We start from the raw sequence: 23,673 nt of genomic DNA on the forward strand, positions 1-23,673 counted from the left end.
CAAACTCGATGGATCGTTGTGCTGGCCGCATCGCCACTTGCAAACTCTCCTGAGCCGACCAGGGTACAGGCGAGCGTGGCGATGAGCGCCGTTGTTGGCTCGCACCGGTTGCTACCCTACCAGCTAGGCCAGTCCAATGAGGCCTACTCTCATGGAACGGTCCAAGGCCTAGCCGCCTCCGTTCCAAGAGAGTGAAATTCCGGAGTAGAACGCACCAGCGGTCAGCGTCAGCGATTCACTCGGACCGATCGTGTCCCGGTAAATCTGCCCTCGCGCCGCGGAAGCCCAAGGCTCCCGCGACACCCCCACCTCGCTCCCTCTCAATACCCCAACGCACTCCCGGTATTCCGCCGCGGATCGTTCGCCCCGTAATACCGGAACGCCCCCACCGGCTGGCCGCCCAAAGTCGGCGCCCCGATCAGGATCGCCGCCAGGTGGTTCGCCGGCTGGGCCGGGCCGAACTTGTGCCCCATGCCTTCGAGAATCTTGCGGGTGTCCGGCGACAGGGCGAAGCGCTCGACATTGGTCACGTCGGGCATCCACTGGTTGTGGAGGCGTGGGGCATCCACGGCTTCCTGCACGTTCATCCCGTAATCGATCACGTTGAGGATGCTGTGCAGCACCACCGTGATGATCCGGCTGCCGCCCGGCGTCCCGGTCACGAAGACCGGCTTGCCGTCCTTGGTGACGATGGTCGGGCTCATCGAGCTCAACGGCGTCTTGCCGGGCGCGACGGCGTTGGCCTCGCCCTGGAGCAGGCCGTAGATGTTCGGCACGCCGACCTTGGCGGTGAAGTCGTCCATCTCGTTGTTGAGGAGGACGCCGGTCCCCGGCGCGGTGATCCGCACGCCGAACCAGTCGTTGAGGGTGTAGGTCACCGAGACCGCGTTGCCCTGTGAATCGACGATCGAGTAATGCGTGGTGTTGCTGCCCTCGTGCGGGGCTGAGCCGGGCTTCAGCTCGGCCGAGACCCCGGCCTTCTGCGGGTCGATCGCGGCGCGGATCTTGCCCGCATAGGCCTTGTCGGTCAGCCGGTCGACCGGGTTCTTCACGAAATCGGGGTCGCCGAGATAGCTGTTGCGGTCGAGATAGGCGTGGCGCATCGCCTCGATCTCGTAATGGACCGCCTGCGCCGAGCCCCAGCCGAGCTTCGCCAGGTCGTAGCCTTCGAGGATGTTCAGCATCTCGCAGATCACCACCCCGCCGGAACTGGGCGGCGGGGCCGAGATCACCCGGTAGCCGCGATAGTCGCACTCGATCGGCGGCAATTCGCGGGTGGCGTAGCGGTCGAGGTCGGCCTGGACGATGAGCCCGCCTTGCGCCCGGCTCGCCCCGGTCAGCGCCTCGGCGACCGCGCCCTTGTAGAACCCCTCCTTGCCTTGCTCGCCGATCGCCCGCAGCGTCCCGGCGAGGTCTTTCTGAACCAGCGTGTCGCCCACCCGGTAGGGCTGCCCCTGGTTCAGGAAGATTTTTGCGGATGCCGGATCCTTGCCGAGATCCTCGGTGGCGGTTCCCAGCATGTCGACGTCGCCCTGGTCGAGGGCGAAGCCCTCGTCCGCGAGCCGGATCGCCGGCGCGATCAGGTCGGCGCGGGGCTTCGTGCCGTATTTCGCCCGCGCCTCCTCGAGGCCGGACACGGTGCCGGGCACGCCGACGGCGAGGAAGCTCTTGGTGCTCGCGCCCTTGATCACGTTCCCGTTCGTGTCGAGGAACATGTCGCGGGTGGCGGCGAGCGGCGCCTTCTCGCGGAAATCCAGGAAGGTGCGGCTGCCGTCGGCGCGCTGGATCGTCATGAAGCCGCCGCCGCCGAGATTGCCGGCGGCCGGATAGACCACCGCCAGCGCGTAGCCGACCGCGACCGCCGCATCGATGGCGTTGCCGCCCTGCTTGAGCACATCGACGCCGACCCGCGTCGCGAGATGCTGGGCGGTGACGACCATGCCGTGCTCGGCGGCGACCGGCGCCCGCGAGGCGGCGTGAGCGGCCTCCCGCGGGACCGCCACGACGAGGAGCGCGGAGAGAAGACCGATGCCGAATGCGGCGATCCTGGTGCCCATGAGCGTCCTGCCCTGCTGGTGATTCGACCGCCACGGTACACGACGGCGGCGCGCGGCTGTATCGCGCGCATGAGAGATCCGTGCGGCACCCATCCCCTTCCGCGGCCCGCGCTCTAGCTGCGGGAGGACGACGCTCCAGGGAGGCCTCCATGTCGATGAACCGTCGCACCCTCATGGCCGGGGGCATCCTCGCCGGCCCGGTGCTTGCCAGCGCCCCCGGCCTCGCCGGCGGCGCCGCGGCGCCGGCCGCCGACCTGCCGGGGGTCTACCGCTATCGCCTCGGCGAGGACTCGGTGACGGCCCTGCACGAGGGCGGGGTGAAGCGCCCCCTCGATGCCGGCTTCGTGCGCAACGCTCCCCTCCCCGAGGTCCAGGCGGCGTTGGCCCAGGCCTTCCTGCCGACCGACGTGCTGCCGATCACCTTCACGCCGCTCCTTCTCACCCTCGGGGGCAAACGGGTGCTGGTCGATGCGGGCTTCGCCGATCAGGGCCCGCCCGGCACCGGCGGCGTGTTGCGCGGGCTGGCGCTCGCCGGGATCGAGCCGGGCACGATCGACGCGGTGGTGATCAGCCACTTCCACCCCGACCACATCCTCGGCCTCAAGCGCAAGGACGGCTCGCCGACCTTCCTGAACGCGCAAGTGCTGGTGCCGGAGGCCGAATGGCGATTCTGGATGGATGACGGGCGCATGGCGAACCCGCCCGAGGCGCTGAAGGCCAATCTCGCCGCCGTCCAAAAAACCTTCGGGAGTGGCCTCAAGGTCGAGCGCTATTCGTGGGACAAGGAGGTGCTGCCGGGCCTCACCGCGCTCGGCACCCCCGGCCACACGCCCGGCCACACCTCGTTCCGGCTCGAATCGGGCGGCAAGCGGCTCCTGATCGCCTCCGACATCACCAACCACCCGGCCCTTTTCGTGCGCCATCCCGACTGGTCGGCGCTGTTCGACATGGATGCCGACCAGGCCCGGACCACCCGCCACCGGATGCTGGCGCTCGCCGCCGACGAGCGGCTGCCGGTGGCGTTCTACCACGCCCCCTTCCCGGCCGCCGGCCACATCGCGAAGGCGGGTGCGGCTTACGAGTTCGTCCCCCTGCAATGGGGATTGGGTCTCGCCTGAGCGTCGCCGACCGCTGGACGACACGCCGCCCCCGCGTGCTATGCCTCTGCCGCCGCGGCCGGCGACGGCCCGGCGGCCGGTCGCGTCGAGGGAGGCGCGGCGGGACCTTGACGATTTCGGCGGTCGGGACACCCCACATGGCGCGGCGCTTCAACCAGATCGCCTTCATCGCGAGCCCGACGCCCGACGCCCGCCAGGCGGCCGAGCTCCTGATGCAGCGCTACGACCACGTGCCGCCCGAGGAGGCGGACGTGGTGGTGGGCCTCGGCGGCGACGGCCTGATGCTCCAGGCGCTGCACCGCTTCATGGGCACGGGCAAGCCGATCTACGGCATGAACCGCGGTACCGTCGGCTTCCTGATGAACGAGTTCCACCTCGAGGATCTGATCGAGCGGCTGGAGGTGGCCCAGCGCAGCATCGTCCACCCGCTCCTGATGGTGGCGACAGACGTGCTCGGCCTCACCCATACGGCGCGGGCGGTCAACGAGGTCTACATGCTGCGCCAGACCCACCAGACCGCCAAGCTGAAGATCTCGATCGACGGCCAGGTCCGCCTGCCCGAGCTGATCGCCGACGGGGTGCTGGCGGCGACGCCCGTGGGCTCCACCGCCTACAACCTCTCGGTCGGCGGGCCGATCCTGCCGATCTCGTCCCAGCTCATCGCACTCACCCCGATCTCCGCCTTCCGGCCCCGGCGCCAGGGCAGCGTGCTCCTGCCCAACCACGCCCGCATCCGCATCGAGGTGAAGGACCCGGAATACCGCCCCGTCGCGGCGGTGGCCGACCATACCGAGTTCCGCCGCGTCGCCCGGGTCGAGACCCAGCTCGACCGCTCGACCGACCTCGTGATGCTGCACGATCCCGGCCAGGGCATGGACGAGCGCATCCTGCGCGAGCAGTTCGGCTGAGGCCTTGCGACGCGAGGTCAACGGAGCGCACTGGAAGCCGGCCCGCACCCGATTAGTTCCGTCGCCGGGCCCCCTGTCGGGGCCTCGCCACGGAGCCCCCCGGATGCCCGACCGCCTGCCCTCGCACCCCGTCCGGGGCCGCGCCCGATGAGCGAGAGCGCCCTGCAGCCGGACGATTACCGCAACCTCGCCGAGTCGCTGCCGCAGCTCGCCTGGATCGCCGAGGCCGACGGCTCCATCGTCTGGTACAATCAGCGCTGGTACGACTACACCGGCACGACCCTCGAGACGATGCGGGGCTGGGGCTGGCGCGCCGTCCACCATCCGGACCACCTCGAGCGGGTCGAAGCGCGCTTCCGCCGTGCCTTCGCGGCCGGCGAGTCCTGGGAGGACACCTTCCCGCTGAAAGGCGCCGACGGGGTCTTCCGCTGGTTCCTGTCGCGGGCCCAGCCCTCGCGCGACGCGTCCGGGCGCATCCTGCGCTGGTACGGCACCAATACCGACATCACCCGCAGGCGTGCCGCCGAGGAGCGCCTGCGCCACGCCCAGGAGCGCTTCCGCGCCCTCGTCGACAGCGCCGCGGCGATCATCTGGTCGGCGGACGCCAATGGCGAGCTCTCGATCGGGCAGTGGCGCTGGACCGCCTATACCGGCCAGAGCGACGAGGAATGCCAGGGGTGGGGCTGGGTCGAGGCGGTGCATCCGGACGATCGCGGCCGCGCCGCCGAATCCTGGGCCCACGCCGTCGAGGCGCGCACCCCCTTCGAGATCGAGTATCGGATGCGCCGGCGCGACGGCGCCTGGCGCCACATGGAGGTGCGGGCCGCCCCCGTGATCGCCGAGGACGGAAGTTTACGCGAATGGGTCGGCATGCATGTCGACATCACCGACCGCAAGGAGGCCGAGGCCGAGATCGAGCGCGCCCGCCACGCCGCGGAAGCCGCCAACCGCGCCAAGAGCCAGTTCATCGCCAATATGAGCCACGAGCTGCGTACCCCGCTCTCGGCGGTGATCGGGTATTCGGAGATGCTGGCCGAGGAGCTGGAGGATCTGGGCCAGGCCGAATTGCTGCCGGACCTGCGCAAGATCGAGTCGTCGGCCCGCCACCTGCTCGGCCTCATCAACGACGTCCTCGACATCTCGAAGATCGAGGCCGGCCGCATGACGGTCGCGGCCGAGGATTTTGCCGTCACCGACATGGTCGACGACGTCGTGGCGGCGACCGAGTCGCTGGTGGGGAAGAAGCGCAACCGCCTCGCCCTCGACATCGCCGACGATGCCGGCGCCATGCGCCAGGACCAGGGCAAGGTGCGTCAGTGCCTCGTCAACCTGCTCGGCAACGCGGCGAAGTTCACGGAGGGCGGCACCATCACCCTCTCGGCCCGGCGCGACTCCGTGGAGGGGGCCGAGTGGCTGACCTTCGCGGTGGCCGACACCGGCATCGGCCTCACGCCGGAGCAGTGCGGCCGGCTGTTCGAGCGCTTCGCCCAGGCCGACGAATCGACCACCCGGCAATTCGGCGGCACGGGCCTGGGCCTCGCCATCACCCGCGCCTTCTGCCGACGCATGGGCGGCGACATCACGGTCGCCTCGACCTACGGCGAGGGCGCGACCTTCACCATCCGGCTGCCCGCCGTGCTGGCGGCGCAGGACGACGAGCCCAGTCCCGAGGAGGTTCGGGCGCTGGCCGAGGCCAAGGAGGAGGCCGCGCGCCACGACACGGTGCTCCTCGTCGACGACGACCCGGCGGCGCGGGAGCTGCTCTCCCGCTTCCTCGAGCGCGAGGGGTTCCGGGTGCGGACCGCCAGCGACGGCAAGGCGGGCCTGGCGCTCGCCCGGGCGCTCAGGCCCCGGGCGATCCTCCTCGACATCGAGATGCCCAGGATGGACGGCTGGTCGGTGCTGCACGCCATCCGCACCGACCCGGACCTCGCCGCGACCCCGGTGATCATGACCTCGGTGGTCAACGAGCAGGGCCTCGGCCGGGCGCTGGGGGCGACCGACTACCTCGTCAAGCCGATCGATTGGGACCACCTCAAGGGATTGATGGAGCGCTACCGTCCGGCGGATGCTCCCGGTACGGTGCTCCTCGTCGACGACGACGCGGATGCCCGCGAGCGCCTGCGCCGCAGCCTGTCCCGGGACGGCTGGACCGTGCGCGAGGCCGAGAACGGCGCCGTCGGCCTCCGATGCCTCGACGAGGGCCGGCCCTCGCTGATCCTCCTCGACCTGATGATGCCGGTGATGGACGGCTTCGCCTTCCTGACCCAGCTCCGCGCCCGGCCCGACGGCGCCGACGTGCCGGTGGTGGTGCTCACCGCCAAGGACATCACCCCGGCCGAGAAGGAGCGGCTCGGCCGCGACACCGAGCGGGTCATCGTCAAGGGCAGCGTGTCGCTCGGCGAGATCGGCCGTCTCTTGCGGAACATGTATGCCGGGCAGGTGCCGGACGCGGTGCCGGCCTCGATGCAGGGCCTGATCGACGAACTGGCGGCGCGGACGGGGCCGGAAGGGGGGTGAGGGCGCCTATCCCCGCCCGCGCGCGGGCCCGGTCCCCTCGTCCCACACGCTCCAGCGAAACACCTCGGTGCCGGCACCGTCGACGATGCGCACCGCCTCGGCCGCCGGGCCGGAGCGCTGCGGCACCCGGGCCCGGCGAAAGAGGCGCAGCGCCCGCTCGCGGGCGGCGTCGAGGCCGGTACTGCGGATCGAGGCGCGCTGGACCGGCGCGTCCTCGGGGCCGATGATCTCGATGTGGTAGGTTTCGCGCAGCAAGGCTCTGGGGGCTCCCGGTCGGCCCCCTCAATAGGGGAGCCGGGCCGGCCCGCGCCAGGGGGGCGCCGCCGCATTCCGGAATCGTGCCCAGGCCCCGGCCCGTGAAATCCGCGGCACCCTTGCGGCGCGCGGGGTCAGGTCTTCAGCACCGGCTCGTTGACGTCGCCGCCGCCGCGCCGGGCGAGATAGGCCGGCTGGAACATGCACATCCGCACCGCATCGCGGTACTTGCCGTTGACGAAGAATTCGTCGCGCAGGATGCCCTCCGACTCGAAGCCGCAGGCCTCGTAGATGCCCACGGCGCGCCGGTTGTCCTTATCGACGTGCAGGTAGAGCTTGTGGATGTTGAGCACCTTGAAGGCGTAGTCCATGGCGATCTGCGTCGCCCGCAGGGCGTAGCCGCGGCCCTGGAAGGACGGGTGGATCGCGATCTGGAACTCGCAGGAGCGGTGCAGGTGGTTGATCTCCACCAGCTCGACCAGGCCGGCGCGCTCGTTCTCCGGGGTGGCGATGATGAAGCGCCGCTCGGTCTGGTTGTGGATGTTGCGCTCGTAGAGCTGCGCCAGCTCGGCGAAGGATTCGTAGGCCTCCTCGAACCAGTAGCGCATGATGCTGTCGTTGTTGTTCAACTGGTGCACGAAGAGCAGGTCTTCGCGTTCCAGCGGTCGCAGCTTGAGATTCGGGGCCATGGTCGTTCGAAAGGTGCCGGTCGGGGTCCCGATCCTACTCCTTCGGCTTGGCCCCGTCACCCTCGGCCCCGTCACCCTCGGCCCCGCCACCCGCCGACAGGATACTGACTGCCGCCGCGAGGCGGTCCCAGCTTTCCGCCAGCCGCGTGACCTCGGCGACCAGCCGGTCGAGAGCCGCCGCGGCCTCGGCGCCCTCCGGGGTAGCCCGCGCCTCGGCGGAGACCGGCGCGTCCCGCAGGGCCGCGAGCTGGTTGCGCAACTGGCCCCGCAGGGCGGCGAGGCGCTGGATTCCCGCCTCCCCCGGCAGCGGCCCATCCACCTCGTCGTGCGGTGCATTCCCCTCCACCAGCCGCAGCCAGCGTCGTCCGGTCTCGGGCATGGCAGCCTCCGTCATCCGGGGCCCTCGCGGGGCGTGCGTGTCCTCGCGGGGCGTGCGTGTCCTCGCGGGGCGTGCGTGTCCTCGCGGGGCATGACGGCCGATGCTGCCCACCAGGAGCGAACAAGACGTTAACGAGATCTTGAGAATGCCGGCCACGCTTCGTCTCGCAGTGATCACGCCGACTCCCGGGAAAAAGCTTTGCCGTTCGGTGGCTCGACAGTCTTCACCCTCTCGACAGTCTTTGGTGGCAGGCTCCCGCGCGAAAACCGCCACATTGCCGTGTCAGGCATCGGCCGGGCTGAGGATGGAGCGACGGGGAATGGCCTTGCGGGGACGGACGATCCTGTGCCGGGCGGCCGTCTCGGCGGCCCTGTTGGCGGGTCCCCTCCCCGTCCATGCGGCTCCCAAGCACCTCGCTCCGGTGCCGCCTGCGACGGTCGCCCTGATGGCGGCGCGCTCCATGGCGCCGTCGGCGCCGGTGCTGCTGCGGGCCTACAAGCAGGAATCGGAGATCGAGGTTTGGAAGCGGGCGGCGGATGGCCGCTTCGTCCACCTCAAGACCTTCCCGATCTGCCGCTGGTCGGGCCAGCTCGGCCCCAAGACCCGCTCCGGCGACCGGCAGGCGCCGGAGGGCTTCTATGCGGTGGCGGCCCGCCAGCTGAACCCGAACTCGGCCTATTACCTCTCCTTCGACGTCGGCTATCCCAACGCCTACGACCGGGCCCATGGCGGCACCGGCTCGGCGCTGATGGTGCACGGCACCTGCTCCTCGGCCGGCTGCTTCGCCATGACCGACCGGCAGGTCGGCGAGATCTACGCGCTGGTGCGCGATGCGCTGGCCGGCGGGCAGGCGGCGTTCCAGTTCCAGGCCTTCCCGTTCCGGATGACCGCCCGCGCCCTGGCGCGCCACCGCACCGACCGGCACATCGCGTTCTGGCGCCAGCTCAAGGAGGGCTCGGACCGGTTCGAGGCGACCGGCCGCGAGCCCTTGGTCGGCGTCGAGGGCGGGGCTTACGTCTTTGCCCCCTATCCCGACCCGGCGGTCGAGGCCCTGGCGGTGGCACGGCGCAGCGAGGAGGAGGCCCGCATCCGGGCCCTGGTCGAGGGCGGGGTCGAGGCGGTGCGCACCACCTACGCCGATGGCGGCCAGCATCCGAGCTTCACCGCGATCCTCAAGCGCGCCCAGGTCCTCGGAGCCGTCACCAGCGCCATGGCCGGCCCGGCCTCTGTCACCAGCGCCACCGCCTACGCGCCCGACGGCGCCCCGGCGGCGAGCCCCTTCTCGGCCTTCATCGTGCCGGCCGGCTTCGGCGACGTCAGCCGGCCCGAAGCCCTGGCCATGGCCGGCCGCGAGGTGGTGGTGATCCCGGCCCGCCGCCGCCCGGCCCCGCCGATCCACCCGATCCAGGTCGCGGCCGCCTTCGTGCCGGTCGCCTTCGTGCCCTTGCCGGTGATCGAGACCGAGCCGTCGCCGTTCTCGCGCCTGCGCCTGGCGGAGGAGCCCTCCCGCCTCACCCTCGCCGCCTCGCCCCAGCCGGCGAGGCCATTCTTCCTGACGGCGAAGTTCGCGGCGGTGCCGTAAGGCGTCCGCGCGCTGTCCGGCCCGCCGGCCCGAACCGGTGATTCCTGTCGATCGGGCAGGAGGAGGGCTGCGTCGCCATGATCCCCGGTGACGAGATCCCCGGTGAGGAGCCACGGACAGCACGAGAGGGCGATGGACCAAGCCGCATCTCACAGGCACTGCTCGCTCAAGTGTCTCCTCGCTGCGGCTTCGCGCGTCGCGGTGATCTATCGGCGGGGGCCGTCCGGGCAGACCTGTCTGATCCGCTGGGATCGCGCGCACGACACATTCGAGATCGGGCAGTGGTTCAAGGGGAGCGTCTATCCCGACCGGTCATCCCTGGCGCCCGATGGCGAGCACCTGCTGACCTTCATGGGCTCGTTCCGGCCGCCCTTCTCGACGTGGACGGTGCTCTCGCGTCCGCCGTACTTCACTGCCCTCGCGCTCTGGCCCAAGGGCGACACATGGGGCGGCGGCGGCACGTTCCTGTCGGACCGGACATTTGCCCTCCACCATGGCGCTTGGCCCGCCTCGCTCGGCCCCGGCTTCAGCATGCCCGAAGGCTTCACTCTCCTCCCGCCCGGTCCGGCGGCCGATGAGCGGATCGCACGCGCGGCCAGCCGGGATCCGCAGGCGTGGCGCCTGATCGAGGGCACGGGATCGCCCGCTCCGACGCAAGCCGTGACCTGCGATGGGCCATCCGGATTCAGGCTCCTTGCCGACTGGAAGGCCGATGACCCTCGCGAACCACGGCGATGGGAGCGGTGCGTCGAGGTGGTGCGGGGTGACCGGCATGTTCCGCTGGCGGGCGTCGGCTGGGCGGCCTTCGATGGAACCGGCGATCTGCTCCTCGCGCGGGGTGGCCGTCTGTTGCGCTGCATGGCCGACGACCTGCCCGCCGCTGTCGATGCGGGTGACGTGGTCGCGCGCTCGCGTCTTCTGGCCGACTTCACGGATCTGACGTTCCGGCCGCTCGCCGCGCCCTACGCGGCAGCTTCGCACGCGGATCGCCATCTGCCGGTCCTCGACAGCGTGACCAAAACCGATCGGCAGGCACGCAAGACGATGCGACGGCTCATGAAGCGGCAAGCCGCGCGGAGCGATGGTTGAGAGGCTCGTGCGGGACCAGGACGAGTGCCTGGCATGAAGCAGCAATGCGCGGATGTGCGGATGATCGTGGGTCGAAGCGGCCGCCATCCGTCGCCGCCCCGCGAAGAGCGAGCCAAAAAATTACCAATACAACTGCGCCCGCCCGATGAACGCATCCGCGTCGATGGTCCGGCGGTTGAAGTTCAGGCTCGTCGGCGAGGGCGAGGTGTGCGAGCGGACGTAGTCGAACACGAAGCGGATGTTGCGGTCCGGGTACCAGTTCACGCCGGCGGTGACGTCATGCTCGATGCCGCCGCGGATCGAGCGGTCCTCGAGGTCGATGGCGCTGTAGCGCAGGCCCAACTCGAACACCCCGGTGCCGCCGCGGCTGACGCGTTGCGCCTCCTCGACCTGCACGCCGCCGAACACCGCGTATTCGGTGGCATAGTTGGGGGCGATCTGGTAGCGGCGGCCCTTGCCGTTGAGGATCAGGCCGGCCTGGATGTAGCCGCCCTGGAAGCTCAACGACGGCGCACCACCGAAGCGGTCGATCGCGGTCAGGATGTACTCGGCCTGGAGCCGGAACGGCCCGGCCTGCCACGCCGCCTCGAGCCCGACGCGGCCGATGCTCGCCGCGTCGCGGATGCCGCCGGTATTCACGAATTGCCGCGCGAACAGGAAGGCCTCGGAGCGGCTCGACAGGGTGAGCGCGCTGCCGTCGTTCGGCAGCGAGCGGTAGCTGCCGGCGAGCCCGACATGCAGGACGTCGTACCCGTCCTCGCTGAGGTAGGGCGCGTAGGTGACCCGGGTGGTCGAGGCGATGCCCTGGTCGCCGATGGCGGCGTTGTTGATGTTGCCGCCGAACACGCTGGTCACCGCGGTCCAGTTCCGGCCGTAGGTCCCGACGGCGAAGCCGAAATTGCGGGCCGGCGCGAAGGCGTCGGCGAGCGAGCGCTCGGTGAACAGGGTGTTGTTGTCGGAGATCAGCTGGTCGAGGCTGAACGGCTCCTTCATGTTGCCGAGCGCGACGATGACGTTCTTGAACCCTTTGTAGGCGACGACCGCGTCGTTGATCGGCCGGTTCGGCTCGGCGAAATCGTACTGGAAGGCGAGTTCCAGCTCCTTGCCGAGGGTCAGGTAGCTCTCGATCCAGGAGCGGCGCACGGCGATCGGCGTGTCGAACACCGTGCCGAAGCCGCGCTGCTGCACCCGCCCGGTGCCGAAATCGAGCTGCAGGCGCCCGCCGATCCGCAGGGTGGCGGCGTCGTCGGGGAATTTGAGGGTGATGCCCTTCTCGTCGATGGTCAGCTTTTCGCCGAAGGGGCCCGGCGGTCCCTCGATGGCGGCGGCGGGCAGACTGACGGACGCGAGCAGGAAGGCGGCGAGCGGCCAGGAACGGAGATGCGGCATGGACCGGGTCCTCGCGACGGGTGTCCGGATATCTGCCCGTTGTCGCGTGACGGCGATGCGACCATCGATGGGTCCGGTGACGATCGCCGGCCGATGTGGCGGGAGCGCCACGCGCGCGCGCGGGGAGAACCCTTGCGTCACCTCCGGGTTGTGTCGGGGACGATCGAGGAACCGCCATGCCCCCCGCCATCGACCGCCGCACCTGCCTGTCCGGCCTCGCCGCCCTCGCCCTGAAGATCGGCTCCGCCCGGGCCCAGACCGGTCCGATCCCGAGCGGAGACCCCCGGACCGGCGAAGCCGGCCGCTCCGACACGCTCCTGGTGATGGAGAAGGGCGACCGCGCCTTGAGCTTCTACGAGCTCGCCAGCGGCCGGCGCACCGGCCGGGTCGAGCTGCCGGGAGAGTACCCGCACGAATTCGTCGTCGACCGGGCCGGGGCGCGCGCCTACGCGGCCCTCTACGGCGCCAAGTCCTCGACCACGCCGGGCCCGGGGGGACATGCCGTCTTCGTCGTCGATCTCGCCGCGCGGAGCCTCGCCCGTACGATCGACTGCGGGCCGTTCCGGCGCCTGCACGGGATCCGGCTCGACGCGAAGGACCGGCTGTTCGTGCTGAGCGAGGACCGCGACGTGCTCCTCGGCTTCGACGCGCCGGAGCGGGCCGAGCGGCCGGACCGGGCGGTGGCGACCGGCGGCCTCAAGGGCCACCTCTTCTCGCTGTCGCGGGACGGCGAGACGGCCTACGTCGCCAACATCCTGTCGAACACCGTGAGCCGGGTCAGGCCTTTCGCGCCGGCCGAGAGCCCGCGCCTCGCCGCGACCGGGCTGTGGCCGGAGGGCAACGCCCTCTCCCCCGACGAGGCCACGCTCTACGTCGCCAACCGCCGCAGCGCGACGCTGACCGCGCTCGCCGCCGAGGCGATGACGGTCGCCCGCTCCGTGCCGACGCGGGGGGATGTGGTGCGGGTCGATTGCGGGCCGGAGGGCGACCTGATCCTGGCGAACTACGCCGAGAAGAGCCTGTCGCTCCTCGATCCGGCGCTTAAGGAGATGGCGGTGGTGCCGCTCGGGGCCGCGCCGGTGGCGCTCGCCCGCCACCCGTCGAGCCCGCTGGCCTTCGCGGCCCTGGAGGACGACCGCATCGCGGTCGTCGACCTCGACGCGCGGCGCGTCCAGGGCACTCTCGCCACCGGACGCGAGCCGGACGTGATGGTGGTGCTGCCGGGATGACGGATGCGGGCCCCTGTCGGGGCCCGGATGGAGCATTTTCCGACGAAGCGGAAACCGGTCCGTCGTAGAAAATGCCGCAAACTCAAAGACCGGGAGTACTTCACGATCGCCGCGATCGTGAAGTACTCCCGACATCAGGCCGCCCGCATCGGCCGCTTCGGCGGCTCGAACACGGTGGCGTAGTGGGTGTGGCACCAGCGCTTGCCGGTGAGCACCCGGCAGCCGCAGACGCGCTTCGACTCGATCGCCGTGCCGTCGCCGTCGGCCCAGAGCGGGAAGGTGCAGTCGAGGAGGCCCGCCTTGAGGAACAGCACCCCGTCGCCGCCATCGGCCGCCGCCGCCGGCACCCGGCGGGACATCGGCAGCGCCACGATGCTGCCGCCCTCGGCCGTCTCGGCCATGGCGGGAGCGGCCATCACGGGCTCGGGAGCCGCCTGGACGACCGGGGCGACCGGACGGACAGGCGCCTCGACGGGGCGCGGCGGAGTCTGCACCCGGGGGGCCTCGGGCCTGGCTGCCACTGCCGGGGCGGCCTTCGGGGCGGGCGGCGCCTTGCGGGACGGCGCCGTGTTGGCGGCCAGGAACGCCCGGGTGGCCTCCTCGAGGGCGCGTGCGCTCATCACCGGCGCCTCGACGCGGGGTGCCGGCGGCGCGACCGCCGGCTTGGCGACCGGCTTCTCGGCGACCGGCTTCTCGGCGACCGGCTTCTGGACGGGCTTGGTGAAAGCTGCCGCCGGTTGGGCGACCGGCGCCGCCGCGGGCTTGGCGACCGGAGTCTTGGCGACCGGAGTCTTGGCGATCGGCGTCTTGGCGACCGGAGGCTTGGCCGGGGCCGCCTTGGTCACGACCTTGGTGGAGACGGGAGCGGCCTCCGCGGTCAGGATCCGGGAAGGCAGGATCCTGGGGGCCGCCTTGACGGGTTCGGCCTTGGCGGCCTCCGCTCTGGCAGGCTCGATCTTGGCAGGCTCCACCTTGGCGACGGCCTGGACCGGCTCTGCCCGCACGGGCTCGACCCAGGCGGCCTGCTCTACCCTGGCGGGGGCGGCAGGAACTGCCGCCGCCTTGACCTCCGGAGCCTTGATCTCCGGAGACTTCATTTCCGGAGACTTGGCCGCCGCGGCCTTCTCGGCCGCCTTGGCCTGCTGCCGCGCCAGGGCGGCCTGCGCGACACGGCCGATCACATCGGTGACCGTCGTGCCGATCGCGCCGGCGATCTCCGCCGGGTCACGTCCATCGATCCACAGCGCGACCGCCTTCTCGGTCGCCTCAGCCGTCCACACCGCGTCGTTCATTTCCAAGGGGGCTCTGTTCCAGTTCGAATCGGAAAGGCGGGATATACGGTGAGTCTGGTCACCAAGTCCCTTCTCTTGACGCAAGGGTGGGCTGCGACCGATCGCCAGCCCGCCCCGTTCGCGGCCACGCTCTCGCCTCAAACCGGCGTCCGGGCCGATTCGATGCCCGGATCCGCGCCAGCCGGGCGATGCGCGGCCTCTGTCTTCTCATCCGTGCGGTGCGCGGCCTGCTTCGCCTTCAACGCCTGCGCCGCCCGCGCGTAGCCGCCATCCTCGCCGTCGACGAAGTGGACGTGGTCGCGCAAGGCCGCGACCGGGGTGATGCAGGTGGTGAGCGCCGCGGCTTGGCGGTGCAGGCCGAACCGCACCAGCCCCGCCGCCTCGGCCGCCTCCAGCCGCGCCTCGATCCGCGCCGCGAGATCGGGCCCGCAATCGACGGTCATGCGCAGGCCGTCGTCGTATTTCCGGAAATCGGCATTCGCCACCAGTTCGTCGAGGTAGCGCGGGGCCGAGAAGCCGCCGACCCGCAGGCCGAAGCGGAAGATCAGGTGGGCGAGGATCGTCGCACCGAGGAGGTGGAGGCGCCGCAGCAGCAGGGAGCCCCACAGGGGCCCGCGCGCCCGCACCTCGTGGGAGAAGCCGGGCGGCGGCCAGCGTAAGCGCGGCCCGCCCGGCGGCAGGGGATGGCCGCGGGCCGGCGCCTCGGCCGCGAGCCGCACCACGTCGGCGATCGCCGCCCGCGCGGCGTCCCGGTCGGCGCCCTCGGCCGCCACCACCAGGATCGACAGGATCAGGCCGTGGCGCGCCCTCGCCGGCTCGAACCGGCAGGTCAGCCCGGTCAGATCCGGCTGCGTGCCCGCCGGCGCCGGGGCGACCGCGTAGAGCCCCTGCTTCAGGGCGCGCTCGGCGAAGGCGAGGCCGCCGCCCATGAACATCGCGTAGGCGACGTCCGGCGACGGCGCATAGCGCGCCACCTCGACCGCGTGCCCGGCCGCCCGGATCGCCGCCACCGGCACCAGGGCGGCGCGTAAGGACAGCCCCATCGCGTCGCGGGCCCAGGTCACGGTCGCGGCGAGCGCCTCTCGCGCCGCCGCTTCCTCCCCCGGCGCGACCAGCACGCTCGCCCCGTCGCCGCCGAACACGAAAGGCAAGTCTCGGGGCATCCCGCGCCGCCCCAGCGCGTTGCGCAGGGCCGCGATCACCGCCGCCCCGACGAAGTTCACCGCCCGGTAGCGCCCCGCCGCGATGGCGCCGGTCGAATCGACCACGTCGGTGACCGCCACCCACCAGCCGTCCGGGACGGCGCAATAGTGTGCGTCCTCGAGGATACTGAGGAAGTCGGTCGCCGGAGTGAGGTCGGCGTAGCGGAAGCCGTCTGCGGGCTCCGGGGGCGTCGGTGTCTCCATCCCTGCCAAACGTTCGTCGATGCGGCGGTGTTTCCTTCAGGGACGCCGGGGGGCCTTAAGCCATCCCCAGCGCCTGCATGTACAGCTCCAGGATCGCCTCTTCCTCCTGGCGCTCCGAATGGTCCTTCTTGCGCAGGCGCAGGATGGTGCGGACCGCCTTCACGTCGAAGCCGCGGCCCTTGAGCTCGAGCATCACGTCCTTGATGTCGCCCTGGAGGCCGGCCTTCTCCTCCTCCAGGCGCTCGATGCGCTCGATGAACTGCTTGAGCTCCTCGGCGGCGACGCCCGACGAGGCGACGTCGGCGTCCGGCATGCTGTGCGCGTTCATTCACGGTCTCCTTGCCGATGGGTCTGTCGTGGCCGATGGGTCTGTCGTGCCGCCGGGGGCGGACGCGGCCATCAGGCACCCCAACCCACTGACGGATGGCGGCCTTCGCGGCGCGCCCTCCCGGATCTTGATAGATGCGCAACCTTACCGAGTTCTTGCGCGTCCGGATTCGGGGTGGTCCGATCCCATCGGGATTCGTTCGCCAACCGCCCGGCGCGCGGCTGTTCGGCACGAGGAGGAGGCGCGGGTTTCCCCTCTCCCCGACAGATCCCGGGCTTGCCCGGGATCTGCAAGCGCTAGACGAAGTCGGGCCTGCCCGACTTCGTTGCGGGGAGAGGCCTGAGCTCCGAAGGGGCTCAGGAAGCCCGCGCAGCGAACCGCAGGTTCGCCGCGGGGGAGAGGGGGGTGTTTCCGCAGGAGCCTCACGCGTCGAGACCCCCTCACCCTCGCTCCGGCTTTCGCCTCCGCTTGCTGTGTTCCCTGAACGGGAACACAGCCCTCTCCCCGCCCGCGGGGAGAGGAGAGAACCCACGCCACATCTTTCCCCGGACGGCCCTGCCCCGCGCGGGCGGACCCCTCAATGCGTCTCCGCCCGCGCCGCGAAGGCGGCCGCCTGCTCGGGCGTCGCTTCGTTCTGGTGGCGCGCCTTCCACGCGTCGTAGGGCATGCCGTAGACGTGCTCGCGGCTCTGGTCCTTCGTGAGGGGCAGGCCGCGGGCGTCGGCCGCGTCCTTGAGCCAGTTCGACAGGCAGTTCCGGCAGAACCCGGCGAGGTTCATCAGGTCGATGTTCTGCACGTCGGTGCGCCCCTGGAGGTGCGACACCAGGCGGCGGAAGACCGCGGCCTCGAGTTCGGTGCGGGTGGTCTCGTCGATGCCGTCCATCGAAAAATTCCTCAGATCCAGTGCAAACGGGAAGTCGGGGCGCGCGCCCGTCCGGTCAAGCGCGGGCGACCAACGGCCCCAGCAGGGCGGCGAATCGCGCGGCCCAGTCCTCGGCCCCGGCCTCGTCGCCGATCAGGTCCTGGCGGATCTCGATGAGCGCGTTGGGCAGGCCCCGGGCGATGGCGTGCCGGTCGATCGTGTCGCCGGGCAGGCCGCCGCCATAGGGCTGGTTGTCGCCGACCGTGAACCCGGCCGGGTCCGCCCGGAGGCCGGCGATCAGCGGCCCGGCGAGGCGGTCGTCCCGGTCCCACAGGATGCCGACCTGCCAGGGCCGCGCGACCCCGCGCCAGGCCGGGGTGAAGCTGTGCACGGTCACGATGGCGGGCGGCGCGCCCGCGGCGAGAGCGGCGGTGACGGCCGCGTCGATCGCCCGGTCGTAGGGGTCGTAGAAGCGGGCGAGCCGCTCGGCGACGCCGTCGGGCCCGATCCGGGCGTTGCCCGGCACGATCGCCCCGTCCGAGAGGCGCATCACCAGGGTCGGGTCGGTGCGGCCGCGATTGGGATCGATGATCAGCCGGGAGAAGGTGGTGAGGAGCGCCGGCGCCCCGAGCCGCCGGGCGAGCGCGCGGGTCACCGAAGCCGCCCCGATGTCGTAGGCGATATGCCGCTCGAAATGGGGTGCGGCGACGCCGAGGTTGTCGAGGTCCGGCGGCACCGCGTTCGAGGCGTGGTCGCACAGGAGGAGGAGCCCGCAGGCCGGATCGCCGGGAATCGTCTCGACGGGCTGGGGCGGGTGGCGGAGCGAAGGGGCGGTGGTCATCGGGCGATCGGTCTTTTGGGGGGAGTGGCGGCGGCGGCGTGGCGGGTATCGAGGGCGGCGGCGGGATCCGGCCGCCCTCCATACCCAAATGGCGGGGCGGCCTCCATCGGCGCGAACCGGTGACGCCGGGCGCGACATGCCATAGTGACGGACACGCCCGACAGATTTCCGCACCGGGAGCGCCCCGCGCAAGGCCCGCCGATGTCCCGCACTCCCCTGCCTGACCTCGCCGCAGGCTCCTCCCTCGGCCCATCGGCCGATGCCCAAGCCGGCCCTGTTACGACCGGTCTCGGTCCGGCCTTCGCCGCCCTCGTCCTCGGCGCGCTGGCGATGGGCCTGTCGCCGGTGCTGGTGCGGTTCGTCAGCCCCGAAATCGGGCCCTTCGCCAGCGCGTTCTGGCGCGTCGCCCTGGCCCTGCCGGCGCTCTACGGCTGGATGCGCTGGGAGGAGGCGCGGGCGCCGCGCTTACGCCGCGCCCTCACGCCCTCGGTGCTGCTCGCCGGCCTCGCCTTCTCGGGCGACCTGCTGTTCTGGCACCTCGCCATCCTGGGCACGACGGTCGCCAACGCCACCTTCTTCGCCACCACCGCACCGGTCTTCGTGGTGCTGTTCTCCTGGATCGGCCTCAGCCGCCGGCCCGCCGGGCGCACGCTCGCGGGCCTCCTCGTCTGCCTTCTCGGCGGCGCCACCCTGGTCGGGCAGTCGGTGCAGGTCGATCCCACGCGCCTTTCCGGCGACCGGGACGGAGTGATCACCGCATTCTTCTTCGCCCTCTACTTCCTGACCGTGGAGCGCGCCCGGGCCCGGGGCCTGGGGGCCGCCCGCGTCACCTTCGTGGCCTCCTGCGTCACCGCCCTGGTGCTGCTCGGCGCGGTCGCCTGGCTCGAGACCCGGCCGGTGCTGCCGCGATCCTGGACCGCCGCCGCCGGGCTCCTGGCGCTCGCCCTCGTCAGCCATGCCGGCGGCCAGGGCCTGCTCGCGGTGGCGCTCGGGCGCCTGCCCGCGAGCTTCTCCTCCCTGGTGATCTTCCTGGAGGCGGTGGCCGCCGCGATCCTCGCCTGGATCCTCCTCGGCGAGGCCCTGGGACCCCTCCAGGTGCTCGGCGGCGGCCTGATCCTGGCCGGCATCGCCGTCGCCCGCCCCCGGCGTTCCGGCCCGGCGGTCTAACTCTAACAAATTGGAACGAGACCGGCACGAAGCCGGTCCGAAGCGTGACCATACCCTTGAGAGGAGCCGCCTCGTGACCGATGCCCCCGTTGCGGAGACCCGCGCCCTGCTGCTGCGCCTGCTCGATGCGGGCGTCACCGCCGCCCATCCGCGCGGCTGCCTGGTGCCGCACCTGCCCCCGGTGCCGGCCGGACGGCTGGTGATCCTCGGCGCCGGCAAGGCCGGGGCGAGCATGGCGGCTTTGGCCGAGCGGCATTACCGGGCGCACGGGGTCGATCCGTCCCGCATCGCAGGACTGGCGGTGGCCCGCCACGGCTACGGCGAGCCGGCCGGGGTGATCGAGGTGGTGGAGGCCGGCCACCCGGTGCCGGACCAGGCCGGCATCGCGGCGACGCAACGCGCGCTCGATCTCGCGGCCTCGGCCGGCCCCGACGACCTCGTGCTGGTGCTCCTCTCCGGCGGCGGCTCAGCCAACTGGATCGCCCCGGCCGGCGCCCTGACGCTGCCCGAGAAGCAGGGCATCACCCGGGCGATGCTGCGCTCGGGCGCGGCGATCGACGAGATCAACTGCGTGCGCAAGCACCTCTCGCGCATCAAGGGCGGGCGCCTGGCCCAGGCCGCGCACCGGGCCGGCCGGATCCTGACGCTCGCCATCTCCGACGTGCCCCGGGACGATCCCGCGGTGATCGCGTCGGGCCCGACGGTGCCGGACCCGACCACGCTGGCCGATGCCCGGGCGATCTGCGCGCGGCGCGGCATTCCCCTGCCGGCTTCCGCCGAGGCGCTGCTGAACGATCCGGCCAACGAGAGCCCGAAGGCCGGCGATCCGGCCTTCGCCCGCAGCGAGTTCCGCATCATCGCCCGGCCGGTCGACGCCATCGAGGCCGCCGCGGCGGCGGCGCAAAAAGCCGGCTACGAGCCGGTGCTGCTCGGGGCCGATCTCGAGGGCGAGGCCCGCGAGGTCGCAGCGGCCCATGCCGCCCTCGCCCGCGAGATGGCGGCTGCGGGCCGCAAGGTGGCGCTGATCTCCGGCGGTGAACTGACCGTGACGATCCGCGGCGAGGGCCAGGGCGGGCCGAACCAGGAATACGCGCTGGCGCTGGCCCTCGCCCTCGACGGCGCCCCCGGGATCTCGGCGCTGTCGGCCGATACCGACGGCACCGATGGCGGCCGCGGCGAGGCCACCGACCCGGCCGGCGCGACGATCGATCCCACGACGCTCGCCCGTGCGGCGGCGGCGGGGCTCGACGCGGGGGCGAGCTTGGGAGAGAACGACTCGACCCCGTTCTTCGACCGGATCGGCGACCTCGTCCGGCCCGGGCCCACCCGCACCAACGTCAATGACCTCCGCATCATCCTGGTTGGCTGACTTCCTCTCCCCCCGCCGCGCCGCCCTGCTCTCGCTCCCGCTCCTCGCCCTGCTCGGGGCCGGGCCGGCGCGGGCGGACCTGCGGATGTGCAACATGACCGGCAGCCGCATCGGCATCGCGCTCGGCTACCGGGATTCCGGCGGCTGGGTGACGGAGGGCTGGTGGAACCTGTCCGCCAAGGGCTGCGAGACCCTGCTCAAGGGCGCGCTCGCCGCCCGCTTCTACTACGTCTTCGCGGTCGATTACGACCGCGGCGGCGAGTGGAGCGGCCGTTCCCTGATGTGTACCCGCGACCGCGAGTTCACCATCCGGGGCGTCGAGGATTGCCTGGCCCGCGGCTACGACCGCAACGGCTTCTTCGAGGTCGATACGGGCGAGCAGAAGAGCTGGACGATCCAGCTGACGGATCCGGGACGGGCGGGGCCGTGAGGCGGGCCGGACGAGGGGATTTCAGGGCCGGTTGACCGGCCCCGGGACGGGTGCGGACCGTCGGTGCGCTGTCTGATCGCGTGAACCGCCACGCGCATCAATCACTTCGAGAAGGAGTGTTCCCCGCAGGCGCGGGGATGAACTGTCCGGCACCTGGCGCCGAGAAGGTTGTTCTATCGGTCGGTCGATCCGGATCGCGTCTCACGCTCGTTGAGGCGCATTGCGCCGTAGCCCATGGCAAGGACGACGAAGGGCAGCACCACGTAGGCGTAAATCCAGAGTCCCGTCACTTCAGCCTCCCGAGCGTCCGTCGCGCCATCGCGTGCAGCCCACCAGCGACCACCAGCCAGAAGAGGCTCCCGATTGCGAGGATGATACCATGGGCGCCGGCGGCCGTCGCTCCCACCCCATATAGGGAGGCGACGATCGGTCCGACGACGCCCACCGTCACGCATGCCGTCGATGCCCGATCCAGGGCGTTCGCCGTCAGGTTCGTGCGCTCGTTGTCGATCAGACTCATTCGTCGTCCGGTTGATGTCAGATGCGATTTGCAGCCCGCAACGTCCGCGCCGCCTCCGCCAGCACCTCGTTCATCCGGGTCTGCCAGCCCGGCCCCGTCGCCTTGAAGGCCTCGATCACGTCCGGGTCGAGCCGCAGGCTCACGAGCTGCTTGGGGCGCTCGGCGCGCGGCCGGCCGCCGCGGCTCGGGAGGGCCGCGTAGACCTCGGGAGGAAGGGCGTCCCGGGCGGGACGCAGCTGAGACAGTTCCTCATCCGTCAGTTCGGGAGAATCGACGGCATCCCAGTCCTCTTGCGTGTAAGTGGGCGGATTCGCGTCAGCCTTCGAGGCGGCGGGCATAAGCGTTCCTTTCCTTCGGGCTCGCAGCGCGCAGGCTCACGAGGGACAAAGCCTCGCTGCCGAGAGGTGACACAACGGCGAGGACGATGATCTCGTCGTTCCAGCGACCAATGAGGTTGAAGCGGGGCCTTCCTGTTTCACTCGGCCGCGTCGGGGCCTCCATCGCGCTCTCACGGTCGAAACAGCGCTCGAAATCGGCGAAGTCATAGCCATGCTTCGCGAGGTTCGCCTGACGCTTCGGCTCGTCGAACACGATCGTCATGGTTTTTGTATCTACAAAAATCGGGTTGGACAAGAGACCACAAGGGTACTCGGGCCATCCTATCCCGTCACTCGCGATTGGCGCTTGGCCCCAAAACGCCAATTGACCCCGGCCCGCCAACCGGCTTTCCGTACGGTCCATCCTCCCCCATCGCTTGACCCCCGGACGACACCCCCATGAAGCGCGCCCGCCGCACCAAGATCGTCGCGACCCTTGGCCCGGCCTCCGAGGATCCGGCGGTGATCGAGGCGCTGTTCGCCGCCGGTGCCGACGTGTTCCGCATCAACATGAGCCACCTGCCCCGCGAGCGGCTGAGCGAGCGGGTGGCGACGATCCGGGGCATCGAGCAGAAGCTGAAGCGGCCGATCGCCGTGCTGGTCGATCTCCAGGGCCCGAAGCTCCGGGTCGGCCGCTTCGCCGGCGACGCGGCGGTGATCGAGAACGGCCAGAGCTTCGTCCTCGACGACGATCCGACGCCTGGCGACGCGACCCGGGTCCACCTGCCCCACCCCGAAATCCTCTCGGCCCTGGAGCCCGGCCACGCGGTGATCGTCGATGACGGCAAGCTGCGCCTCGTCGTCACCGAGGTCTCGCCCGGCCGGGCGGTGACCCGGGTGGTGACCGGCGGAAAAATCTCGAACCGAAAGGGCGTGTCGCTCCCCGACACCACGATCCCTGTGGCTGCGATGACCGAGAAGGACCGCCTCGACCTGGAGGCCGGCCTCGCCGCGGGCGCCGACTGGATCGCGGTGTCGTTCGTGCAGCGCCCGGAGGACGTGGTCGAGGTCAAGGCGGTGGCGCAAGGGAAGGCCCTGGTGATGGCCAAGATCGAGAAGCCGCAAGCCGTGGCCGCCCTCGACGCGATCATGGCGGTGGCCGACGGGCTGATGGTCGCCCGCGGCGATCTCGGGGTCGAGATGCCGCTGGAGCAGGTGCCGGGCGTGCAGAAGCGCATCACCCGCGGCGCGCGCCGCCTCGGCAAGCCGGTGGTGGTGGCGACGCAAATGCTCGAATCGATGATCTCCGCCCCGGTGCCGACCCGGGCCGAGGTCTCGGACGTGGCGACCGCGGTCTACGAGGGGGCGGACGCCGTGATGCTCTCGGCCGAGAGCGCGTCGGGGGATTTCCCGGTCGAGGCGGTCTCGACCATGAACCGCATCGCCGAGCAGGTCGAGCAGGACGGGATCTACTGGTCGATCATTGCGGCCCAGCGCAACCAGCCGGAATCGACCGCCTCCGACGCCATCGCGGCGGCGGCCCACCAGATCGCCGACACGCTCGGGCTCAAGGCCGTGATGGCCTGGACCGCCTCCGGCTCGACGGCCCTGCGGCTGGCCCGCGCCCGGCCCGACGCCACGGTGATCGCGCTTACCCCGAAGCGCGAGACGGCGCGGCGCCTCGCGCTGGCCTGGGGCACCCACCCGATCGTCACCAACGACGCCAGCGACATCGACGACATGTCGTTCCGCGCCTGCAAGTTCGCGGTGCGGGAGAATTTCGCAGGGATCGGCGACCGGGTGATCGTGGTGGCGGGCCTGCCCTTCGGCACGCCGGGGGCGACGAACCTCGTGCGGATCGCGACCGTGACGCCGGAGCATGCCGCCAAGGCGTGAGCCGGCTGCAAGGCCGACCCTGAATCCGCG

Annotated in this window: 23 protein-coding genes; 10 read left to right on the forward strand and 13 right to left on the reverse strand. The window is 71.3% G+C overall.

All coding sequences use genetic code 11. The features are described from left to right. Positions 1–320: 320 nt before the first annotated feature. On the reverse strand, positions 321–2,057 hold the full coding sequence (gene ggt, locus HBB12_RS07920) for a gamma-glutamyltransferase (RefSeq protein ID WP_236988846.1): 1,737 nt from the start codon (positions 2,055–2,057) through the stop codon (positions 321–323). A gap of 155 nt (positions 2,058–2,212) precedes the next feature. Between ggt and HBB12_RS07925 the strand changes: the two genes are divergently transcribed. The 3 genes from HBB12_RS07925 (at position 2,213) to HBB12_RS07935 (ending at position 6,603) form a co-directional block, all read left to right on the forward strand. Further along, a complete protein-coding gene (locus HBB12_RS07925; protein WP_336886931.1) occupies positions 2,213–3,175 on the forward strand; it encodes an MBL fold metallo-hydrolase in 963 nt (320 codons plus the stop codon). A 137-nt stretch (positions 3,176–3,312) separates the two neighbouring features. Further along, the gene (locus HBB12_RS07930; RefSeq protein ID WP_236988848.1) at positions 3,313–4,083 is read left to right on the forward strand and encodes an NAD kinase; all 771 of its coding nucleotides are present in this window, start codon (positions 3,313–3,315) and stop codon (positions 4,081–4,083) included. 147 nt (positions 4,084–4,230) lie between these two features. Beyond that, positions 4,231–6,603, forward strand: a complete 2,373-nt coding sequence (locus HBB12_RS07935) for a hybrid sensor histidine kinase/response regulator (RefSeq protein WP_236988849.1) — start codon at positions 4,231–4,233, stop codon at positions 6,601–6,603. 6 nt (positions 6,604–6,609) lie between these two features. On the opposite strand, the gene HBB12_RS07940 is transcribed toward HBB12_RS07935, so the two are convergent. The 3 genes from HBB12_RS07940 to HBB12_RS07950 all read right to left on the reverse strand — a co-directional run bounded on the left by HBB12_RS07940 (position 6,610) and on the right by HBB12_RS07950 (position 7,926). Then, positions 6,610–6,855, reverse strand: a complete 246-nt coding sequence (locus tag HBB12_RS07940) for a hypothetical protein (RefSeq protein ID WP_236992695.1) — start codon at positions 6,853–6,855, stop codon at positions 6,610–6,612. A 137-nt stretch (positions 6,856–6,992) separates the two neighbouring features. Then, a complete protein-coding gene (gene speG, locus HBB12_RS07945) occupies positions 6,993–7,547 on the reverse strand; it encodes a spermidine N1-acetyltransferase (RefSeq protein WP_236988850.1) in 555 nt (184 codons plus the stop codon). A gap of 34 nt (positions 7,548–7,581) precedes the next feature. Further along, positions 7,582–7,926, reverse strand: a complete 345-nt coding sequence (locus tag HBB12_RS07950) for a hypothetical protein (RefSeq protein ID WP_236988851.1) — start codon at positions 7,924–7,926, stop codon at positions 7,582–7,584. 319 nt (positions 7,927–8,245) lie between these two features. Here HBB12_RS07950 and HBB12_RS07955 point away from each other — a divergent pair, with 319 nt between their 5' ends. Both HBB12_RS07955 and HBB12_RS07960 read left to right on the forward strand, forming a co-directional pair. Beyond that, complete coding sequence (locus tag HBB12_RS07955; protein ID WP_236988852.1) at positions 8,246–9,508, forward strand: L,D-transpeptidase family protein; 1,263 nt, start codon at positions 8,246–8,248, stop codon at positions 9,506–9,508. A gap of 132 nt (positions 9,509–9,640) precedes the next feature. Further along, on the forward strand, positions 9,641–10,597 hold the full coding sequence (locus tag HBB12_RS07960) for a hypothetical protein (protein ID WP_236988853.1): 957 nt from the start codon (positions 9,641–9,643) through the stop codon (positions 10,595–10,597). A 120-nt stretch (positions 10,598–10,717) separates the two neighbouring features. On the opposite strand, the gene HBB12_RS07965 is transcribed toward HBB12_RS07960, so the two are convergent. Continuing rightward, a complete protein-coding gene (locus HBB12_RS07965; RefSeq protein WP_236988854.1) occupies positions 10,718–11,986 on the reverse strand; it encodes an OprO/OprP family phosphate-selective porin in 1,269 nt (422 codons plus the stop codon). Positions 11,987–12,162: 176 nt separating this feature from the next. Between HBB12_RS07965 and HBB12_RS07970 the strand changes: the two genes are divergently transcribed. Next, complete coding sequence (locus tag HBB12_RS07970) at positions 12,163–13,215, forward strand: YncE family protein (protein WP_236988855.1); 1,053 nt, start codon at positions 12,163–12,165, stop codon at positions 13,213–13,215. Positions 13,216–13,349: 134 nt separating this feature from the next. Here the strand turns inward: HBB12_RS07970 and HBB12_RS34255 are convergent, their stop codons facing one another. The 5 genes from HBB12_RS34255 to HBB12_RS07995 all read right to left on the reverse strand — a co-directional run bounded on the left by HBB12_RS34255 (position 13,350) and on the right by HBB12_RS07995 (position 17,944). Then, positions 13,350–14,507: a hypothetical protein gene (locus HBB12_RS34255; RefSeq protein ID WP_272913254.1), complete on the reverse strand. Its 1,158-nt coding sequence runs from the start codon at positions 14,505–14,507 to the stop codon at positions 13,350–13,352. A gap of 137 nt (positions 14,508–14,644) precedes the next feature. Further along, positions 14,645–15,913, reverse strand: coding sequence for a DUF3095 domain-containing protein (locus tag HBB12_RS07980; protein ID WP_236988856.1), 1,269 nt, complete (start codon positions 15,911–15,913; stop codon positions 14,645–14,647). 55 nt (positions 15,914–15,968) lie between these two features. Next, complete coding sequence (locus HBB12_RS07985) at positions 15,969–16,226, reverse strand: DUF2312 domain-containing protein (protein WP_236012505.1); 258 nt, start codon at positions 16,224–16,226, stop codon at positions 15,969–15,971. A 592-nt stretch (positions 16,227–16,818) separates the two neighbouring features. Further along, on the reverse strand, positions 16,819–17,124 hold the full coding sequence (locus HBB12_RS07990; protein WP_236988857.1) for a DUF1244 domain-containing protein: 306 nt from the start codon (positions 17,122–17,124) through the stop codon (positions 16,819–16,821). A 55-nt stretch (positions 17,125–17,179) separates the two neighbouring features. Next, the gene (locus HBB12_RS07995) at positions 17,180–17,944 is read right to left on the reverse strand and encodes an N-formylglutamate amidohydrolase (RefSeq protein ID WP_236988858.1); all 765 of its coding nucleotides are present in this window, start codon (positions 17,942–17,944) and stop codon (positions 17,180–17,182) included. Between the two features lie 201 nt (positions 17,945–18,145). Here HBB12_RS07995 and HBB12_RS08000 point away from each other — a divergent pair, with 201 nt between their 5' ends. The 3 genes from HBB12_RS08000 (at position 18,146) to HBB12_RS08010 (ending at position 20,910) form a co-directional block, all read left to right on the forward strand. After that, entirely contained in the window at positions 18,146–19,111 is a 966-nt protein-coding gene (locus HBB12_RS08000) for a DMT family transporter (RefSeq protein WP_236988859.1), read from the forward strand. Between the two features lie 73 nt (positions 19,112–19,184). Further along, on the forward strand, positions 19,185–20,480 hold the full coding sequence (locus tag HBB12_RS08005) for a glycerate kinase type-2 family protein (protein WP_236988860.1): 1,296 nt from the start codon (positions 19,185–19,187) through the stop codon (positions 20,478–20,480). Further along, on the forward strand, positions 20,452–20,910 hold the full coding sequence (locus HBB12_RS08010) for a DUF1036 domain-containing protein (protein ID WP_272913255.1): 459 nt from the start codon (positions 20,452–20,454) through the stop codon (positions 20,908–20,910). Before HBB12_RS08005 ends, HBB12_RS08010 begins: the two co-directional genes overlap by 29 nt. Before the next feature lie 286 nt (positions 20,911–21,196). On the opposite strand, the gene HBB12_RS08015 is transcribed toward HBB12_RS08010, so the two are convergent. From HBB12_RS08015 to HBB12_RS08025, 3 genes are read right to left on the reverse strand one after another with little or no spacing between them, the layout of a single operon-like run. Next, positions 21,197–21,430: a hypothetical protein gene (locus tag HBB12_RS08015; protein WP_236988861.1), complete on the reverse strand. Its 234-nt coding sequence runs from the start codon at positions 21,428–21,430 to the stop codon at positions 21,197–21,199. A gap of 17 nt (positions 21,431–21,447) precedes the next feature. Next, a complete protein-coding gene (locus HBB12_RS08020; protein ID WP_236988862.1) occupies positions 21,448–21,768 on the reverse strand; it encodes a BrnA antitoxin family protein in 321 nt (106 codons plus the stop codon). After that, on the reverse strand, positions 21,746–22,030 hold the full coding sequence (locus HBB12_RS08025) for a BrnT family toxin (RefSeq protein ID WP_236988863.1): 285 nt from the start codon (positions 22,028–22,030) through the stop codon (positions 21,746–21,748). The genes HBB12_RS08020 and HBB12_RS08025 overlap by 23 nt, the downstream gene beginning before the upstream one ends. A 176-nt stretch (positions 22,031–22,206) precedes the next feature. Here HBB12_RS08025 and pyk point away from each other — a divergent pair, with 176 nt between their 5' ends. Continuing rightward, complete coding sequence (gene pyk, locus HBB12_RS08030; protein ID WP_236988864.1) at positions 22,207–23,643, forward strand: pyruvate kinase; 1,437 nt, start codon at positions 22,207–22,209, stop codon at positions 23,641–23,643. The last annotated feature ends 30 nt before the right edge of the window (positions 23,644–23,673 follow it).

The sequence above is a fragment of the Methylobacterium sp. SyP6R genome, from assembly GCF_019216885.1.
In the GTDB taxonomy this organism is placed as follows: domain Bacteria; phylum Pseudomonadota; class Alphaproteobacteria; order Rhizobiales; family Beijerinckiaceae; genus Methylobacterium.